This window comes from Caballeronia glathei, from assembly GCF_000698595.1.
GTDB classification, from domain to species: domain Bacteria; phylum Pseudomonadota; class Gammaproteobacteria; order Burkholderiales; family Burkholderiaceae; genus Caballeronia; species Caballeronia glathei.
Window position 1 is genome coordinate 17,829 of sequence record NZ_JFHC01000039.1, and the last position, 17,681, is coordinate 35,509.

Consider the following 17,681-nt stretch of genomic DNA (forward strand, 5'->3'; position numbering starts at 1 on the left):
TATCCACCGAAAGGGATTCAAAATGACTAAGCTGACTGGAAAGAACCCTGTGATCACCGGCGACGCCGCCGGAATCGGCCGCGCCGCTGCAGAGCGGGGCATGGACGCGCCGACCGCCGTGCTCATTGGGGTGACCGGAGGACTTGGTCAAGCCTTGGCGAGGCTCCTCGCGGCCGAGGGCTTCCGGATGGTGCTCGCGGCGCGGCGCGAGCACGACGCTGCGGCGCTGACCGGTCGGAACGACGGCTCGGCGATTTACCTGCGCGCGGACGTCACCGATCCGGCGAGCCTCGAGAACCTGGCGGCGGCGGCCTTTGACCACCTCGGCCGGATCGATGCGGTGGTGAACCTCGCGGGCATCTCGCCGCGCAAGGCCATCGAGGACTACACGTCGGCCGACCTGGACGCGCTGCTCGCGGTCAACGTGAAGGGGCCCATCTGCTTGACCCAGGCATTCCTGCCGGGACTGCGCAAGCAAACCGGCGGCGGAGTGATTGTCCACATCGGCGGCGCCATGGACGGCCGGGTGGCGCTGCCGTTTATGAGCGCCTACGCTGCGACCCGCGGCGCGCTGGCGAGCTACGTGCAAGGCGCCAACCGCGAGCTTGCCGGGACCGACGTGGTGCTTTCTTTCTTCGGGCCTGCGCCCTCCAACACCGAGTCGGAGTCCGCATATTTCGACATGTGGCGCAAGATGGGCGTCGCCCTCTGCGAGCCTGATGCGGTCGCGCGCGATATCCTCGCCACCATCCGCCAGCGACGTCGGGCCCACATCATGGGCGGCTCGCTGCTCAGGATGCTTACGCTCGTGAACGCCGTGTCGCCGTCCGCTGCCGACGCGATCGGTCTGCGGCGGTTCGGGAAGCTCATCCAGCAGCATAGTCCACACTGATCTCCGCTCCGGGCGCCCGGCGCCTGTCAGTTCGATTCGGTCCTGAGCCGCGGTATTGCCCATCATCGTGAATCAGCCCCGTAGAACCATAAATCGCAGTGTAAAAATGTACCACTGCAGCGCACTGGAGCCACCGGTACGTAGCCTTTATCCTTAGTTCATGGTTGATTTAAGGGAACTCAGAAAGGATGTATTCGGTGGAACTGTATGAAAAATGTAAGCGGCGCGTGTCCACGCGTGTCCAAGGTCTTGATTTCGGCGGGCGCGATTGCAGGTTACGCGCGGATTGAGGCGGCGGCAAATTCAGTGACGACATTCCAGCGCAGCAGATCGTTGATGCGATTGATCGGATGATCTCTCAAATGGCCGCGTGCAGCCCGATGCGGTTGCCATACGTCGCTCGGAATGTTTCTTGAACACTGTCGGCACCGTGCGTCGAAGTCCGCACTTCAAGGGCGAAGTGACGACTTTAATTCGCGTCCGGCAAACCCCATGCTGAGTATGGTTAGCCGCGCTATCGGGTGCTTCGAGGCCCCGTTTTGACGACCTTATAGACGCAACGTTGACATTTTTAATGCGTTCTACGGTATGACGTGTCGGGCGCCCGCATCCGTCACCAGAAACTGCTGCGAGAATGGCTAGACATCCGTGCGTTCGATGCGGGTGAGGCGGCTTCGCTTGCTGAGCTCGCGTCGGCCGAAGCCCGGACGAAGATCGAACTGCCCGGCCTCATCAACGCTGCTTGTCGACGAGCTGGTCCGGCGCCGGTACGAACTGTCGCCGTTGGAGACGCTGCAGTGCATCGCAAGGCCGGCTCGCAACGATCTCAACGAAACAATCTATGGGCGATTACCGGCGCACTCCGCGCAGCAGTCATCGAACGGATCGATGCGCTTCTCGTCGCCAATGCCGGCAGGTCTGGTTGGGACGATCTGAAACAGGAGCCGAAGCGACCCGCCGCGCCACAGAGAACAGTCATCAGCTGATCCGGAAGCATGAACGGCGCGTGACGAATTTTCCGTCCGATCCGTCGGCACTTCGCGCTCAAGCGACATCTGCTGCGTGCTTCGCTCTATCGGAAGCGCCGCGCGATTCGTCGTTTGGTGCGAATTCACCGATCAAGCAGCACCAAACGGTCTTCGGGTTGCTGAACAGATATCTCCTGCTAGGGCTTCCTTCCACTTCGCTAAGTTAACAGCGGCTTCAGAAGCAATTGTCGATTGAATCCCAATATTTAAAAACCGGTCATTGTTCTTATTTGGCCGGGTCTAGCTGTAAATTCTGCCACACATTTCACTACAAAGTTCCGCCATCAATTGATTTCTGGTTGCATCCAACCAGACTGCATAAAGGCGCGGGCTGGAAATATTTTGCAACAGAGTTGACACGCCGACGATTGCACAATTACTCTACCGCTCAGTGTAATAAACAGTTAGTAAGTCGAATGCGTATATTCAGGTAGGTTGCGATCGGCGGAGCGAGACATGTTTTGATGCACGGCGCCAGCCGGGCATTGCATTGCCGCGTCTTGGATTTTCTTCAGTTCACGTTTTAAGCATTGATATCGGCAATACGGGTCGAGACCCGCGCACGTCCTTTTCATTGATTATATTTCATTCGCTTTCAGCGCGTGGTGGAGATCTTTTTTCGTAATTTTATTCAATACCGCTTCGATATATAGAACGCTCATTTTTTAAAAGATGTTTTTATCCGACGAGGACAAACAATGCATACGCCTTTTCCGTTGAAAACGCTGTCCCTGATGCTGGCCGGTACGCTGGCATTGAGCGCTTGTGGTGGTGCAGACGATGTAGGCCTGGCTTCGAACAAGTCGTCGCAACTGGGCGGCGGCGTACCCGCCTCACAGCCCGCCGCGCTGACGCCGCCGACCGCGCAGGTCGTGGCCGACAAAACCATCAACAAGACGGTGAAGCCGGTTGAATTGCCGAACACCGTCAAGCCGATTAACTACAAGCTGTGGTTCCGCCCGAATCCGGATCTGTCGAGTTTCGACGGCCGCGCGGATGTCGAACTGCAGATCACGAAGAACGTCAACCAGATCGAGATTGCCGGACACCGCATCAAGTTCGTCAACGGCAAGACCATCCTGCAGCCGGGCAATATTGAGCTGATCGCCACCCCGGAAGACCAGGGCGACTTTTATCAACTGCGGCCGGCCAGTGGCCACATTCCCGCCGGCAACTATTCGTTGCACATGGAATGGCAGGGCTTCATCAACTTCAAGACCTATGACGACCCGGCCACGCAAACTGGCGGAAGCTGCGGCGACGACAAGTACCCCGGCTGCTCCGCGGCCGAAGGCGTATTCCGCGTCGACCTGAAGTCGACGGACGGCACGACGAGCGGCGCAATCCTGACGCAAGGCGAAAGCAACCTTGCACGGCAATGGTTCCCGGGCTGGGACGAACCGGCGTTCCGCACGACCTACGAAGTGTCGGCGGAAGTGCCGCAGAACTGGCGCGTCGTATCGAATGCGGCCGAATTGCCGCCTGCCAGCGTGGATAGCGGCTACAAGCGGGTGTCGTTCGAGAAGACGCCGCCGATGCCGTCGTACCTGCTGTTTTTCGGCGGCGGCCAGTTCGACGTGCTCGAAGACGACTTCGTGAGTCCGCTCGCCGATCACAAGGGCATGCACCTGCGCATCTTCACGCCGCCCGGCATGCGCGACTGGGCCGTGCCCGCGATGAAGCAGACCAAGCAGGCACTCGACTACTACTATCGCTATACCGGCATTCCCCTGCCGCTCACGAAGTTCGACACGGTTGCCGCGAATGATGCGTTCAAAGAGGAGAAGGACCTGAACTTCGGCGGCATGGAGAACTGGGGCGCCATTCTCGAGTTCGCCGACGACATCCTGCCCGCTCCCGGCACGACGATGTCCGACTACGGCGTGACGGTGCTCACGCACGAAGCCGCGCACCAGTGGTTCGGCGATCTGGTCACGCTCGACTGGTGGGACGACGTGTGGATGAACGAGTCGTTCGCCACGTACTTCGAGAACAAGACCAAGATCCAGTTCTTCCCCGATCGCTTCAACTGGGTGGACGAGGTCAAGACCAAGTACGCGGTGATGCAACGCGATTTGCGTAACACGGCGTTCCCGATCCAGCCGAACTTCAACGACTGGGCCTCGAACGACTTCGTGATCCGCGCCAGCGCGTTCACCTACGACAAGGGCGGCATGGTGCTGAAGACGATCGAGAACTATCTCGGCGACAGCGTGATGCGCAAGGGCCTGCAGTCGTATCTGGCCGATTACTCGTTCGGCAACACGACGCCGAAGCGTCTGTGGAAGGAACTCGCGAAGGCAAGCGGCGAACCGATGGAGGCGATCGGCGACAGCTACGTGCGGCAGACGGGCGTACCGCTCGTTTCGCTCGACACGCAGTGCGACCTGACGACCAACAAGACGATCGTCACGCTGAAGCAGACGCCGTATCCGAACCAGAATCAGTATCCCGGTATTCAATGGACGGTGCCGGTGACGCTCGCTTACGGCGACGGCCTGATCAAGCGCAAGGCGGTGGCGCTGAAGGACACGCAGATGCAGGTGCGGTTGAACGGCTGCTCCCCAGTGGTCGCGGACCCGACCGGGCTCGATTACTACGTGATCAACTACGGCGACAACGCATGGAGCCAGCTGCTCACGCAAAGCAGCACGATCGCGTCGGATCCGGTATTGCTGACCAATCTGCAGATGGAAGCGAAAATGCTCGTGACCTCGGGCCTCGCGAATCCTTCGCGGGCGACGACGATCGGCTCGCTGACGCCGTCGAATGCAGTGGCGCTGCGCCAGATGCTGGCTACGCCGCGGCCGGAAACGGAACGCCAGGTACTGCATTACCAGGGCAAGGCCAAGGCGCGTACTACCACGGCTGAGTAATCAACTTGTAAGAACGGAACGTCCCGACTCGCGGAGTATGCGAGGCGAGACGTTGTTTTTGCCGCATTATTAGCCAGCTAGGGGCGATAAAGCGAAGCGCGTGTTAATTCGAAATAGCTGAGGGTACGACTCCGTGGCTGCAGCTCCATCAGCCGGCTGGGTCGCGTCGTCCACAAACACCAGCAGCGGGCAGGTCGGCGCCCGGTCCTCGCGAACCAGCGGTGATCACTCGTCCGAGAGTGCGCTTCGTTCTCAGAGTAACTTTTCATAACACTTACAGAGAACGTTCGTTCAATTTCGGGTGCGATCGACGGCTACCGCAGCGGGGACGTGTCTCGAGCGCAATGGTTCCCTCCCTTGCCTGATTTAAATGACACCCGGATTTTTCGGCGGAAGCCGCCGCATCGGAGTGGGCCGACATCGGCCTTTGGACGGCGAGGCGCAACTGTCGCCGCACGCGTTTGGCGACCGTCTTATCTGCCCTACAATTGAGAAAGGGCTGCTCCGGCACGCCCGCACTCTCGGCAAACTCCTCGCTTTTCAATTCCTCGCATCGAGGTACGCGGAGAGCCGTTTGATGAGGTGTTCCGGCAGGCTGGACGACGCGCCCCTGCATCCCGCGTGGCGAGGAGCAACGCACGGCCGCCGCGAGCCTGCGACGCCGTGCGACACAGGAGACAGACCATGAACTTAAGCGAGCAGGACGCCGAGCCACCGATCGAGCCGTGCGAGAGGCACGCCCCGGGTGGCCAAGACGCGACGCCGATGGCGCGTTTGTCCGTCGCGTGGGAGGCGATCGCGCATGCGTGTGACTTGCCGTCGGACTTCGATGGCGAGCCGTCCGAAACCGCCTATCGGGCGGTTAAAGAGTTGCAGGCGCGCCTTCGCGATCACATTCTTGCCAACAACGACACGCGCCTACAGTCGCTGCTGCACCTATTAGGCGCGGCGAGCCTGCACATGGAGCAGGCCCTGTGCCCCGAGGGGTGCGCGCACCTGCAGTGCGAATTGGAGCAGGGCATGCAACTCGTGCGCACGACCGAATCTGAACTGAATTCCACGAGGACGTCATGAATGCCGCAGCGGAACGCATCATCCGACTCAGCAACGCGAAGCCAGTGTGGTGATCTGCAGTTGCAGCGTGCGTCGCATAGCGCGCTGTCGGCAGCAAGCGAGCGGCTTGAGCGTTTCAAGGCGGGCGAAGCCGACAGCGGACCGAAAAGCGGCGGCCCTAAGCGAAAGTGGCGCAAAGCCTAGTGCCGTTGAGTGAGTGCGGCGTGAAAGTCGGGTGAAGAATAGTTGCGTCTCGATTCGCCTCGAAGAGGAACCGATTTCCCGTCCATCGTAACCGTTCGATCGAGATGGGACAGGTGGTTAATTGGTAGGACGCACCAATCTCTGGTCCAATTAGAGCTTGCGCGTCTTGTACGCCGTTCCAAACCGGCCCGCCTCCTACGCGGGCCGCGTCCTTTGCTCGTTGTGATCCTTGTATGTCGTCTGCGCCTGAAGCCGTGATCCCGAGTGTCGCGTGGGACGCGGTGCTTATCGCCTGTTCGCCAGCGCCAAGCAAACCTGTCGAGGAGAGTCAATGGAAAGTTTTGATCGGGAAGATAAAGCACAAAACACGGCCGCATCGGAGCGGAAAACTCCGGCTCGGCGCGCTTCGAAGGGTAAGGCCGTCGCAGCCTTGCTACCGATGGGTGCTGCGTCCACAGCGTTGCAGGACGAAGAGCGCCAGCGCCAGATGCGCGCCTGATCCAGTTGGGCAAGGAGCCAGGCTTCCTGACCCACGCGGAAATCAACGATCACCTGCCCGACAACATCGCGCAAACCGCTGCCATCGAAAGCATCGTCAGCACGTTCAATGACATGGGCGTGGCTGTCTATGAGCAAGCGCCCGACGCGGAGACGCTGCTTCTGAGCGACGCCGCGCCGGCGACTGTATCGGACGACCAGGCAGACGAGGAAGCGGAAGTCCCGCTCACGACAGTCGACTCCGAGTTCGGCCGCACGACCGACCCCGTGCGCATGTACATGCGAGAAATGGGTGGGACGCAAGGCACTCGACAAAGCCGTTGATAGCCTCGGCGCGACGCGCCGCGAAACCACTATTTGCCTCTTTGGGGCGTTCTCAAAGTTACTTTCCCCATGCGCAAAGGCTGGGAAAAGACAGGGCGACGGCGCGGATGTTAGAGCATGCTCGTCGTCGCGCCTTTCCGGTGCGCGGCGAATTCCGCAAGCGTTGGGAGATGCGCGACCCGCTGGAAAGCGGCGAAGACGTGCAGTTGTCTGGCTTCGGCAAGTTTCAACTGCGCGAGAAATCGCAGCGTCCCGGACGCAATCCGAAAACGGGCGAAACGACTAGCATTGCGGCGCGACGCGTCGTCACCTTTCATGCGAGTCAAAAGCTCAGGCGCGGCTCGAAATAGACGGGGAACAGCGACGCAGTGACCGGCCCTAGTCGAAGCTATTCGTCTGTCTCTCGCACCGAGAGCTCGCGGAGGTTGGAATATTTGTGCCCTTGGTTGGATCCGTTCGCGTTGCCTCCAGGCGGGACGCAGGAGAAGATCGACAGGCGCCCATCTTGCCTATCCCCCTCGAAAGGCACTCGCGAACTAGAACAGTTGGCCGTCCAATGGCAGCAGGTTCACCCACTTCACCGCAGTTCGGCGTTCGATCCCGTCCGGGTGTATCGAGCGAATCATCACCCGCTGGCCGCGGGCTTCCCCGAGGACTTCGACTATACGGTCCTCATATCGCGCAAGTGTGCCACGTACGGGCTTGCGCCTCATGCGCACGCGAAGGGGAGGGGAGGCCATCGGTAGGTGACAACAATTTACGATGCCATCATCATAGCGGGACCCCGCTCGTCGGGAAATCCCATTCATCCTTGTAGCAATCACCACACTACACAGTCATGCGTCGTATCGTTGGTCGCAATTCTCCCGTTCATGGCCGCGGCGTGTTCGCGCTGACCACCATTCCTGCCGGCGCGCAGATCGTCGAATACAAAGGGAAACTCGTCTCGTGGAGGCAGGCCCAGCGCAGCTACGAGCGCTCGAGCGCTGCCGATGGCCACACCTTCTTCTTCGATTTGGACGACGGCCAAGTGATCGACGGTGCGACCGGGGGCAATTCCGCGCGATGGCTCAACCACAGTTGCGCACCGAACTGTGAAGCGGAGCAGCAGGGGAGCAGGGTGTTCATTCGAGCAATCCGCAATATCGAGGAGGGCCGAGAGCTTTTCATCGACTATCAGCTGACGGTAGCAGGGCGGCTGAGCGCGACGGTGAAGCGAATCTACTCGTGTTGCTGCGTGTCACGTCAATGCAGGGGCACAATGCTGGCGACGAGGTAGTTAAACTGGGGTTTCTTACCAACTCCTACGTGGTGGCGGTGGCAGTTTATTTGCCAGTGCGAATGGTCCCCCCTCTATGGGAGTCTAGCCCGCCGGCGCCACTACTGCGCGCGACGAAGCAGAAGAGATCGCTCAGGCGCAGGCGCTTCTAAGGCAGGCAAGGTCTACGTACCCGGCCTGCGCGCGGCGCTGGAGGCGCAACTGAATCGTCTGGATGTGCTTGTGGGCGCGCAGCCGGGGACTTACGCACAGGATCTGCCGTGCCTGGGACGTCCAGGGCAGTCAGCTCGCCCGCGGCCGGATCCTCGATTGGTTCCACATCGCAATGAAGTTCAAGGAGGCGCAACGTTCCGTGTTCGGCAGCAAGATGAGCGCCTCGCTGGAACAGGAGTCGATGGAGACCGAAATCACTACGCCAAGTGGATGGTCTGGCATGGCAAGGGCGGCAAGGCGGTGGAGCGGATCAAGGCACTGGACAGTCAGCTACTGACGAGGGAAGGGTATGAATTCAGCACGCTTTGGTGGAACCTGAACACCGTCTCTTGCTACTTGAGGAACAACGCGCACACGTTGGTCAACTATGGCGCTCGGTATCGCAAGGGCCTGCCGATCAGCAGCAGCATTGCCGAGTCCGCGGTGAACCAGGTCGTCAGCCACCGCATGGCCAAGAAGCGACAGATGCGCTGGACTGACGAAGGGGCGCACTGCATGGCGCTGGTGAGGGTCGCCGTTTTAAACGGGGAACTCTCGCCGCGCCGCATCTCCGCACTCAGAATAGCCACGTCGCGTCAGGGCGAATCCATCGGGGCAGCGTCCGCCAAACGACACCGACCAACGAACAGAACAGAGCGTGCAACCATGTCGTACGCCACGCCAGCCTGACAAAATCGACCTCCCCAACTGTTGCACGCTCTCACTGGGTGTGTCGGCGGTTAGCTTAGCTTACCCACTAAGAAGAATAATCAACTGTACGCAGCGGAGTTCACAGCGCAAACTAGACTCAGAAGATGGCTATTAGCCGAATAAGCACGGAGACAACTTTCGACGAGCCCGTCCACCCCAATGGTGGCGTGTGCCGCGCCAATCTGCTGTTGATCGGGGCGCTTTCCGGACAACAGTCAAGCCTCAAAGCGCTATCTCGTGCGGAGCGAGATGTCAAAAGAGGCTCGGTGCCACCAACGAGTTTGTACCGAAGCAGTCTCTCATTCGCCAGCAGAAGGCGATGTTTTATTCGTTCCTGATGTGCGCATCAACTGCAGCTACCGGCAAGCAGCCGTGCGCTGCGTGGGCGTTCAAAACCGGCGACTGCGGTAACACTTTCCCGCGCGGCGTAGTGATGAGCTTCTATGGGAGTGACTAGTGTGGTGGTCTTATCAGGGGACTTTGGATGAGCAATAGAGTGAATGCTGGTGCGCGGCTTGATCGCCTTCCGATCGGCCCTTTCCATACGCGCGTCTTATGGCTAATCGGAATGGGTATGTTTTTTGACTCATTCGATAATACGCTTTCAAGTTCCGTCCTTGCCGCAATGCTCAAAAGCGGCTGGTCAACGTTGCAGCTGAATTCCGTTTTCATGTCGTCAACGTTCGTCGGCCTGACAATTGGTGCAGCACTCGCAGGCTGGTTGAGCGACAAGTTTGGACGCCGCTTCGCTTACCAGTTCAACCTTGCGATTTTCGGTGGAATGGCGCTTGTGTCGGCACTCGCCCCATCGATGCCGTGGCTCATCGCTGCTCGCTTCATTATGGGCATTGGGATGGGTGCTGAGTACGTCATGGGGTACGGCCTCATCATTGAATTTGTTCCTCCGTCGCATCGCGGCAGATACCTGGGGAAACTCGCGCTGATCGGAGGCTCGGGCGTCTTCGTTACAGCAGTGGTCGCAACATTGGTTGTTCCTTGGATCGGATGGCGCCCAATGTTCGTGATTGGCGGTATCGGTACCCTTTGGGTCTGGTGGATGCGTCGTCACCTTCCCGAGTCACCCCGTTGGTTGGAGCGTGTGGGTCGCCATGCTGAGGCGGAAGAGATTATGCGGGCGATCGAAAAAGATGCCGGCGTTACGACGCCGCTGTCGTCCTCTCCACAAGCAACAGAACCGGCCAACGAGCCGCATTGGGTACCGCTCTCGACACTCTTCTCGAGGAACGTAATCCGGCGTACTCTCCTTGCGATCGTGGTCAACGTTGTCTGCTTGTTTGGGTCGTATAGCCTCACCGGCTGGATGCCTACGTTCTTTGTCAAGCAAGGCATGAGCGTAACCCATTCGCTGGGCTTCACTGCGGCAATGATGGGTGGCTGGATTGCGGGACCGCTGTTCCTTTCGTACGTCTCGGACAAGATGGGACGACGTACTGCGATCATGGTGTTCGCGGGCGTGTGCGCTTGCCTGGGAGCGATCTACCCGTTCCTCACATCGGCAACAGCGATCATCTCGTGCGGCTTCCTGCTCGTATCGTCAGTGGCAATATTCCTGACCCTCGGTCTGGGTATGACACCAGAAATGTTTCCGACGGAATATAGATTCCGTGGGGGCGGCGTGGCTCAAATGTTTGGACGGCTTGGTTTGATTGGTTCGCCCTTCATCGTGCTTGAGTTATTCAACCGCTTCGGAATCTCCGGCGTTGTTTTCGCCATCTCTGGAGCATATATCTTCATCGCGATTCTGATCATGGTGGCTGGTATCGAGACCAATCAACAATCGCTTGAGGCATTAGAGCCTGAGGAAATGCCTGAGGCCCAGACTGCGCTCGCGTCTACCGCGAACCGACACTAAACAAGGTGTGATTTTTCACATACGAGGTCGAGCGGCACGCGCCCCGGACGGGGCGCTCACACAGAGCTCGCTATAGTGATTACAGCGTGCTCTGACTGGTGCAATCGTCGATTCAACACAGAAGAGGAAATTCGGACATGCGCGGTATTGTCTTTCGCGGTGACTCTACTCTCGAACTTGCAACCTTTGCAGATCCAACCCCGGGCGTTGGCGAGGTCGTTCTCGAAATCAAGGCTTCCGGGATGTGCGGAAGCGACCTGCACTGGTATCGCCGACCGGCTGGAGAAGTTCCGGCGGTTATCGCCGGACATGAGCCGTGTGGAATGGTCGTCGCAGTTGGCCCGGGCGCGGTGGGACCTCATGCACGCATTGGCGCGCGCGTGATGGTGCATCATTACAGCGGATGCATGGGTTGCCCGGACTGCCGCTCGGGGTGGCCGCAGATGTGCCGAACCGCGCCGATCACGGTGTATGGAACTGACGCTCACGGCGCACACGCCCCCTACATGAAAGTTCCCGCTGATACGCTCGTGCCGTTAGATGAACGGCTCAGCTTCGAGGCAGGCGCCGCCATCTCCTGTGGGACGGGTACAGCGTGGGGCGCGTTCGAACGCATCGGTCTATCCGGTCGCGATACCGTTGCGGTGTTTGGGCAAGGGCCCGTGGGCCTGTCTGCAACGATGCTTGCAAAAGCCCAAGGCGCCCGCGTGCTTGCACTTGATATCGACGAAAATCGCCGCGAAACAGCGAAAGAATTTGGCGCTGATGCGGTGATCAATCCCCTCGAAGGACCGGTGGCCGAGGCAATTCGGGAACTGACCAGTGGTAAAGGCGTAAGCGTTGCGTTGGAAACCTCTGGCGCTGCTGCGGCAAACAGGGACGCACTTGACTCAGTAAGCCCTTGGGGCACCGTGTGTCTGGTCGGGATCGGCTCTGAATTCAGCCTCTCGCTGGCCAAATATCTGCGCACTCAGGTTCGCATTATGACGTCGTGGACGATGTCGGTCCAGGGACAGCGGGCGTGTGCCGACTTCGTAGTAGACCGAGGACTCAATCTCGACGCATTGTTCACCGACCGTTGGCACTTGGACCAGGCAGAGCAGGCTTATCAAACCTTTAATCGTCAGAGCGGCGGCAAGGGTGTGTTCTTGATGTAGTAAGAGCGTCGTAGTTGAAAGTGCCGTCCGCGTGGATATAGAAATAAGGAAAAGGAATCAAATGAGCCTTACCAGAGCCGAAGCGGCCAAACGGTATCCCAAGTTGGGCCAGCTCATCGCAGGTGAGATGAGATATGAAAGCGGTCGCTTTTCCATGGATGTCATCGATCCAACGACTGGTCTGGCTCTTGGCCCTGTGCCGATGGCGACGGAAGCTGACGTTGATGAAGCGCTTGCGGCTACGAGCAAGGGCTTCGACACCTGGCGAAACACATCTGCGTTCGAGCGCAGCAAACTTATGCGGCGCGTTGCGGATCGTATGCGCGAGCGAGCGGAAGCCCTCGCTGAACTCTTGGTCCTGGAATTAGGTAAGCCGTGGAATGAGGCGCTTGGAGAGGTAGAAGTGGCGGCCGGGATGTGGGAGTGGGCGGCTGAGGAGGGTAGACGCGCGTACGGACGCGTCATCCCGGCAAGAGAGTTAAACGCGCGCCAGATGGCGCTTGTTGAACCTGTGGGTCCTGTTGCCGCCTTCGTCACCTGGAATGGGCCGCTAGTTACGCCCTCACGAAAGATGTCAGGCGCTCTGGGTGCGGGCTGTTCGATCGTGCTTCGCGCTTCCGAAGAGGTACCGGCATGCGCGTTCGCGCTAGGCCAGATTGTGCACGAATGCGGTCTGCCAACTGGCGTGTTGTCGGTGCTTGCTGGCGAACCCGTGATGATGTCCAACAAGCTGCTCGAAAGTCCTGTCGTGCGTGCCGTTACATTCACCGGTTCGACCGCTGTTGGCAAGTTGCTGTCGCAGCAGGCCGTCGCACACATGAAGCGTCCAATCATGGAGTTAGGCGGTCACGGACCCGTGTTGGCTTTTGAGGGTATTGACGTTCAAACATTCGCCAAACGCGCGGTTGCCGCCAAGTTCGCCAACTCGGGACAGGTATGTTTCGCCCCGACACGCTTCTATGTGCAACGCTCAATCTACACGGATGTTGTGGACGCTATGACCGCGGAGGCGAAGCAGATCGTCGTGGGTTGCGGCTTTGATTTCGCGACGCAGATGGGGCCACTGAAGAGCGAAAGGCGTCTCAAAGCAATCGAGGATCTCGTTGCCGATGCCAAGCAGCGCGGGCTGAGCATAACCACCGGCGGTAAGAGGATCGATCGCTCGGGGTTCTTCTACGAACCCACAATTGTTGCCGACGCGACCATCGAAGCGAAGCTGTCAAACGCCGAGCCATTTGGTCCGATCGCGGCATTGACGCCGTTTGATACCTACGATCAAGCAATAGCCTTGTCGAACCGACTGCCCTACGGCCTCGGCGCTTACGTGCATGCGCGCGAATTCGAAACGCTCCACCGCGCGGTGAATGACCTCGAAGCGGGCAATGTTATCTGCAACGGCTGGCGCGTCACTTATCCGGAAACGCCATTCGGCGGTCATAAAGAGAGCGGGATGTTTTCAGAAGGCGGCATCGAAGGCCTTCGGGCGTTTCAGAACATCAAGTACGCTTCAATGACTTGATGCGCGCTGAAGTCAGCGAAACTTACCAAGCTGGCGGGTAAAACGAACTGTACTTAAACAAGTGCGACGCGCAGAATCAAAACGACGATAAGCCCTGATTTACCGAGCAACTCCTTCATGAAAGACGAACTGGACCTCTGCCATCACTTTGCCGACTTCGCAGCGAATACACGCTACGAAGATCTGCCCGACGACGCAATCGAATCCGCGAAGAAGACTATTCTCGACACCTTGGGCGTGGCATTGGCGGCGAGTGGTATGGAGCCTGCGGTGAAAGGTTTGGTAGAACTGCTCGAACAAAGCGGCGGAAGCGCAGAGAGCACCGTCCTCGGTTTCGGCGGCAAACTGCCGGCAATTTCGGCAGCATTTGCTAACGGTTCGATGGCTCACTGTCTGGACTTCGACGACCAAACTCCGTGGGGCGCACACGCAGCGAGCTCGATCGTGCCGTCCGTTTTTGCATTAGCCGAACGCATGGGCGGCGTGTCGGGCAAGAAGATCATCACCGCCGTCGCCATCGGGCAGGATCTTTTCGCACGCCTGCGTTGCAATGTCGGCTGGAATCAGAACTGGAACCTGTCGTCGATGGTCGGCGCATTCTCCGCAACGGCGTCCGCGGCTCACATACTCGGACTGTCCGCCAGGCAGACCTCACATGCGTTCGGTATCGCGAGCCAGCAGTCGTGCGGGACGATGGAAGTGATCTTCGCAACCGGCAGTGACTTGCGTGGCATGTACGCCGGATTCACTGCGAAGGGTGTCGTCATTGCCGCCTTGCTCGCGCAGAAAGGCATTACGGGCATAGACACGTTGTTCGAAGGAAAGGCCGGGATATTCAACGTTTATTTCGGCGGGAAGTACGATCGCGAGAAGATGCTTGACGGGCTAGGGGAGCAGTTTCTCGGAAGCACGACGCTCTATAAGGCATGGCCCGCAGTCGGGAATTCCCATACCTATATTCACGCCGTCATCGAGTTGATGAAGGAGAAGCAGATCGCTGCGAAAGACATCGAGACGATTCGGACCTATGTCGGCGATTTCACGTACACCATGTGCACGCCGCTCGACGTTCGCCGCGCGCCGGCCACGCTCGTCGATGCAAAGATGAGCTTGCCGTTCATCGTGGGCATTGCGGCGAGCAGGGGAAAAATGGATATAGCCGATTTCACTGTGAAAGCGCTGAAAGATCCCGATGTGCTCGCGATGGCGGCCAAGGTGACGCCAGTACAGGACCCGAGCCAGAACTGGACGTTCAAGCTGCCTGACGGCCGAATCGAGATTGCGACGAAAGACGGCCAGGTGTTCGAGCGGCTCGGAAGCAAGGTTCCTGGCAGCCCCGAAGCACCACTTACCTGGAAGCATCTCTCCGAGAAGTTTGCAAGTTGCGCATCCGTTGCGGCCGTGGCTCCGTCGGATGCCGGCATCGAAAAGGCCGAGCGAATGATCCGTCGGCTCGAAGCTGTCGGTGACGCTACCGACGTACTGCGAGCCGTAGCCGAAAAGTCATAGCAGGGAATGAACCGCGTGACGCGGTGTTATTCGTCAGCAAAAAGGGAAGTGTGTACCGAACGCAGGAATACTAATGGTTTCAACGAATTTGAATTTGCGCCGTCGGGCGCATCCGCAATGAAACGCGGGCATGTAATGACCGTAAGGAGGCTTAAATGCGAGTGTCAGAAGCGTCGTCGACAGACTTCGGCAGGATTGGAAGCAACATGCGGGAAGGGGTCCTTGAACAGAAGTTCTTGTTGCAAGGAAAGCCTGGCTCTCCCAACAACTATTTGATTAATGTGGGCCGGACAGGCGCCGGCGGCTGGACAGCGCCAAGTCACCGTCACAACTTCGATCAGATTCGCTATGTAATCAAAGGCAGCTTCCCGTACGGACAGGGTAAGAGCATGCCCGAAGGTTGGGTTGGGTACTTCCCAGAAAGCGTGTACTACGGACCGCAAGATCGTCCCGAAGGCTTGGAGATGATGGTCTGCCAGTTAGGTGGCGCGCAAGGGTACGGATTCGTCAGCGTCGAAGAGCGTGAGGCGGCGAATCAGTTGCTCAAAACCAAAGGCGAATTTAAGGACGGTATCTACACTTGGTATGACGAGTCGGGCAAGAAGCATAACCAAGACGGATTTGAGGCCTGCTTCGAACAAGTGATGGGTCGCAAGCTGGAATATGCTCAGCCGCGATACAACGACCTTGTACTGATGAACCCGGCGAATTATGCCTGGATTCCAGAACCGACGAATGGCGTCTTTTCAAAATGGCTCGGCTCGTTTACGGAACGCAATACACGAATCGGTTTTGTGAAGGTGGAAGCCGGGGCGTCGTTTCCCGCAGGGTTGCAACCGTCCATCGAGTTGCTCTTCCTGAGTAAGGGCAAGGTCAGCTTTGAAGGCAAAGAGTACGGTCTTCACTCGGCGTTTGAGTTCGACGCGAACGAAGGTCCTGTGCCGCTCAGGGCGGTAGAGGAAACGGAATTCTTCCGTATCGTGATGCCAACATTCTGACGCTACTGCGTCGAACAAAGCATATCGTCTAACGTTGCTCTTATACGGAACCCTCTTAGGCTATGACTACGATTGCCGTAATTCACACCGGGCCGGTTACAGTTCAGCCAATAAAGGATCAAATCAGCGAGCAAATTCCTGAGGCGCGCGTCATAAATATGATTGACGACAGCTTGCTTGCCGATGTACGAACTGCCGGGCATCTGACGCCCGAAGTTGCCAGTCGAATAAGCTCATACATGTCCAATGCACAAGCGATGCATGCCGACATTATTTTGAACGCATGCTCCTCGGTTGGCGAAGCAGTTGACTACGTCCGCCACTTCATTACAACCCCGATCGTCAAAATCGATGAGGCGATGGCCGAGGAAGCGAGCTCGATTGGCCGCCGAATCGGCGTCGTCGCAACTGTTTCGACGACGCTCGAACCGACCGTGCGACTGATCAAGAAAAAGGCGGCGGAACTAGGCCGCACGATTGACGTGACGGAGGGGATCGCGGAAGGCGCGTTCGAGGCGCTGCTCAGTGGCGACGCCGCGAAACATGACGAGATCGTGAAGGGCACGATCTCGGCTCTGACGGAGCAGGTAGACGTGGTCGTGCTGGCGCAGGCTTCAATGGCGCGACTCGTTCCGCAGTTACAGGGCGTGCGCATCCCTGTGCTATCCAGCCCGCAAAGCGGTGTCGCAGCGCTCAAGCGAGCACTCGCCAACATGCGCTAAACGGAAAGCGCGCAAGCGCTTCTTGTGTACTCGAGGGGACAACATGAAAGTAACCGCGCGGGAACTAGTTAGAAACGTCGTCAAGGAGAAACTGGCGCGCGATGAAGTGGCGCTCTCCATGACGGTTCGACTGGTCAGAACGGCTGAGATCGTAACGATTGCCAAAACTGCGGGTTTCGATACGTTTTACATTGACCTAGAGCACAGCACGCTGTCGATGGAAACGACGAGCCAAATCTGTATCTCGGCCATGAACGCAGGTATCGCGCCATTCGTTCGCCTGCCGAATCTCACGTCGGATGTGATCGCCCGCATTCTGGACGGTGGCGCGCTGGGGGTCATTGCGCCGCATGTCGAGACCGCCGAGCAGGCGAGGCAGGTCGTTCGTGCGGCCAAGTTTCCGCCCCTGGGCGAACGCTCTCACGGCGGCGTGCTGCCGCACATGGGCTTTCGCTCGTTTCCGACTTCCGAAGTGGGTGAGGCGGTCAACGACGCGACGATGGTCGTCATCATGATCGAGACAAAGGAAGCGCTCGACGTGATTGACGAGATTGCCGCGATCGAAGGCGTGGACCTGCTCTTCATCGGGACCAACGACCTGTGCGCATCGCTTGGCATTGCGGGTCAGTTCGAGCATGAGAGCGTGCGCGACGCTTACACGAAGGGCATTGCCGCATGTCGAAAGCACGGCAAGCACCTCGGTGTCGGCGGCCTCAATGCTCATCCGAAACTCGTCGCGCAGTTCGTGGAAATGGGCGCGCGATATGTCTCGACTGGCACCGACATCTCGTTTCTGGTGAGCGGAGCAAGCGCAAAGGCCGCGATGATGCGCGACCTCTGACTGCT

At 58.7% G+C, this 17,681-nt stretch carries 12 protein-coding genes and 4 pseudogenes; all 16 read left to right on the forward strand.

Features of this window, described 5'->3' with window-relative positions; genetic code table 11:
* The first annotated feature begins 22 nt into the window (after window positions 1-22).
* The 16 genes and pseudogenes from BG61_RS22805 to BG61_RS22875 all read left to right on the forward strand — a co-directional run bounded on the left by BG61_RS22805 (window position 23) and on the right by BG61_RS22875 (window position 17,676).
* Window positions 23-892, forward strand: coding sequence for an SDR family NAD(P)-dependent oxidoreductase (locus BG61_RS22805; protein WP_081868155.1), 870 nt, complete (start codon window positions 23-25; stop codon window positions 890-892).
* 578 nt (window positions 893-1,470) lie between these two features.
* A pseudogene (locus BG61_RS40250) lies at window positions 1,471-1,854 on the forward strand (DUF4158 domain-containing protein); the annotation flags it as partial.
* Window positions 1,827-2,043 (forward strand): annotated as a pseudogene (locus BG61_RS44850) (hypothetical protein); the annotation flags it as partial. The pseudogenes BG61_RS40250 and BG61_RS44850, both read left to right, overlap by 28 nt.
* Window positions 2,044-2,618: 575 nt before the next feature.
* Window positions 2,619-4,796, forward strand: a complete 2,178-nt coding sequence (locus BG61_RS22810) for a M1 family metallopeptidase (protein ID WP_035942040.1) — start codon at window positions 2,619-2,621, stop codon at window positions 4,794-4,796.
* Between the two features lie 684 nt (window positions 4,797-5,480).
* Entirely contained in the window at window positions 5,481-5,870 is a 390-nt protein-coding gene (locus BG61_RS22815; RefSeq protein WP_051672722.1) for a hypothetical protein, read from the forward strand.
* 514 nt (window positions 5,871-6,384) lie between these two features.
* Window positions 6,385-6,854, forward strand: a pseudogene (locus BG61_RS40255) (RNA polymerase sigma factor region1.1 domain-containing protein); the annotation flags it as partial.
* A 191-nt stretch (window positions 6,855-7,045) separates the two neighbouring features.
* Window positions 7,046-7,225 (forward strand): annotated as a pseudogene (locus tag BG61_RS22825) (HU family DNA-binding protein); the annotation flags it as partial.
* Window positions 7,226-7,713: 488 nt separating this feature from the next.
* Window positions 7,714-8,154 carry an SET domain-containing protein gene (locus tag BG61_RS22835; RefSeq protein ID WP_035942052.1) on the forward strand — a complete coding sequence of 147 codons (441 nt, stop codon included), beginning with the start codon at window positions 7,714-7,716 and terminating at the stop codon, window positions 8,152-8,154.
* A gap of 423 nt (window positions 8,155-8,577) precedes the next feature.
* A complete protein-coding gene (locus BG61_RS22840) occupies window positions 8,578-9,036 on the forward strand; it encodes a hypothetical protein (protein WP_152565238.1) in 459 nt (152 codons plus the stop codon).
* Between the two features lie 505 nt (window positions 9,037-9,541).
* Complete coding sequence (locus BG61_RS22845; protein ID WP_035942054.1) at window positions 9,542-10,930, forward strand: MFS transporter; 1,389 nt, start codon at window positions 9,542-9,544, stop codon at window positions 10,928-10,930.
* A 137-nt stretch (window positions 10,931-11,067) separates the two neighbouring features.
* Window positions 11,068-12,087 carry a zinc-dependent alcohol dehydrogenase family protein gene (locus BG61_RS22850; RefSeq protein ID WP_035942055.1) on the forward strand — a complete coding sequence of 340 codons (1,020 nt, stop codon included), beginning with the start codon at window positions 11,068-11,070 and terminating at the stop codon, window positions 12,085-12,087.
* Between the two features lie 61 nt (window positions 12,088-12,148).
* Entirely contained in the window at window positions 12,149-13,606 is a 1,458-nt protein-coding gene (locus BG61_RS22855; protein ID WP_035942057.1) for an NAD-dependent succinate-semialdehyde dehydrogenase, read from the forward strand.
* A 117-nt stretch (window positions 13,607-13,723) separates the two neighbouring features.
* Window positions 13,724-15,115 carry an MmgE/PrpD family protein gene (locus BG61_RS22860; RefSeq protein WP_035942058.1) on the forward strand — a complete coding sequence of 464 codons (1,392 nt, stop codon included), beginning with the start codon at window positions 13,724-13,726 and terminating at the stop codon, window positions 15,113-15,115.
* A gap of 155 nt (window positions 15,116-15,270) precedes the next feature.
* Window positions 15,271-16,113 (forward strand): hypothetical protein, encoded by an 843-nt coding sequence (locus BG61_RS22865; protein WP_035942065.1) that lies wholly within the window; start codon window positions 15,271-15,273, stop codon window positions 16,111-16,113.
* Between the two features lie 62 nt (window positions 16,114-16,175).
* Window positions 16,176-16,835, forward strand: coding sequence for an aspartate/glutamate racemase family protein (locus BG61_RS22870; protein WP_035942071.1), 660 nt, complete (start codon window positions 16,176-16,178; stop codon window positions 16,833-16,835).
* 43 nt (window positions 16,836-16,878) lie between these two features.
* On the forward strand, window positions 16,879-17,676 hold the full coding sequence (locus BG61_RS22875; protein ID WP_035942077.1) for an HpcH/HpaI aldolase family protein: 798 nt from the start codon (window positions 16,879-16,881) through the stop codon (window positions 17,674-17,676).
* Window positions 17,677-17,681: the final 5 nt, after the last annotated feature.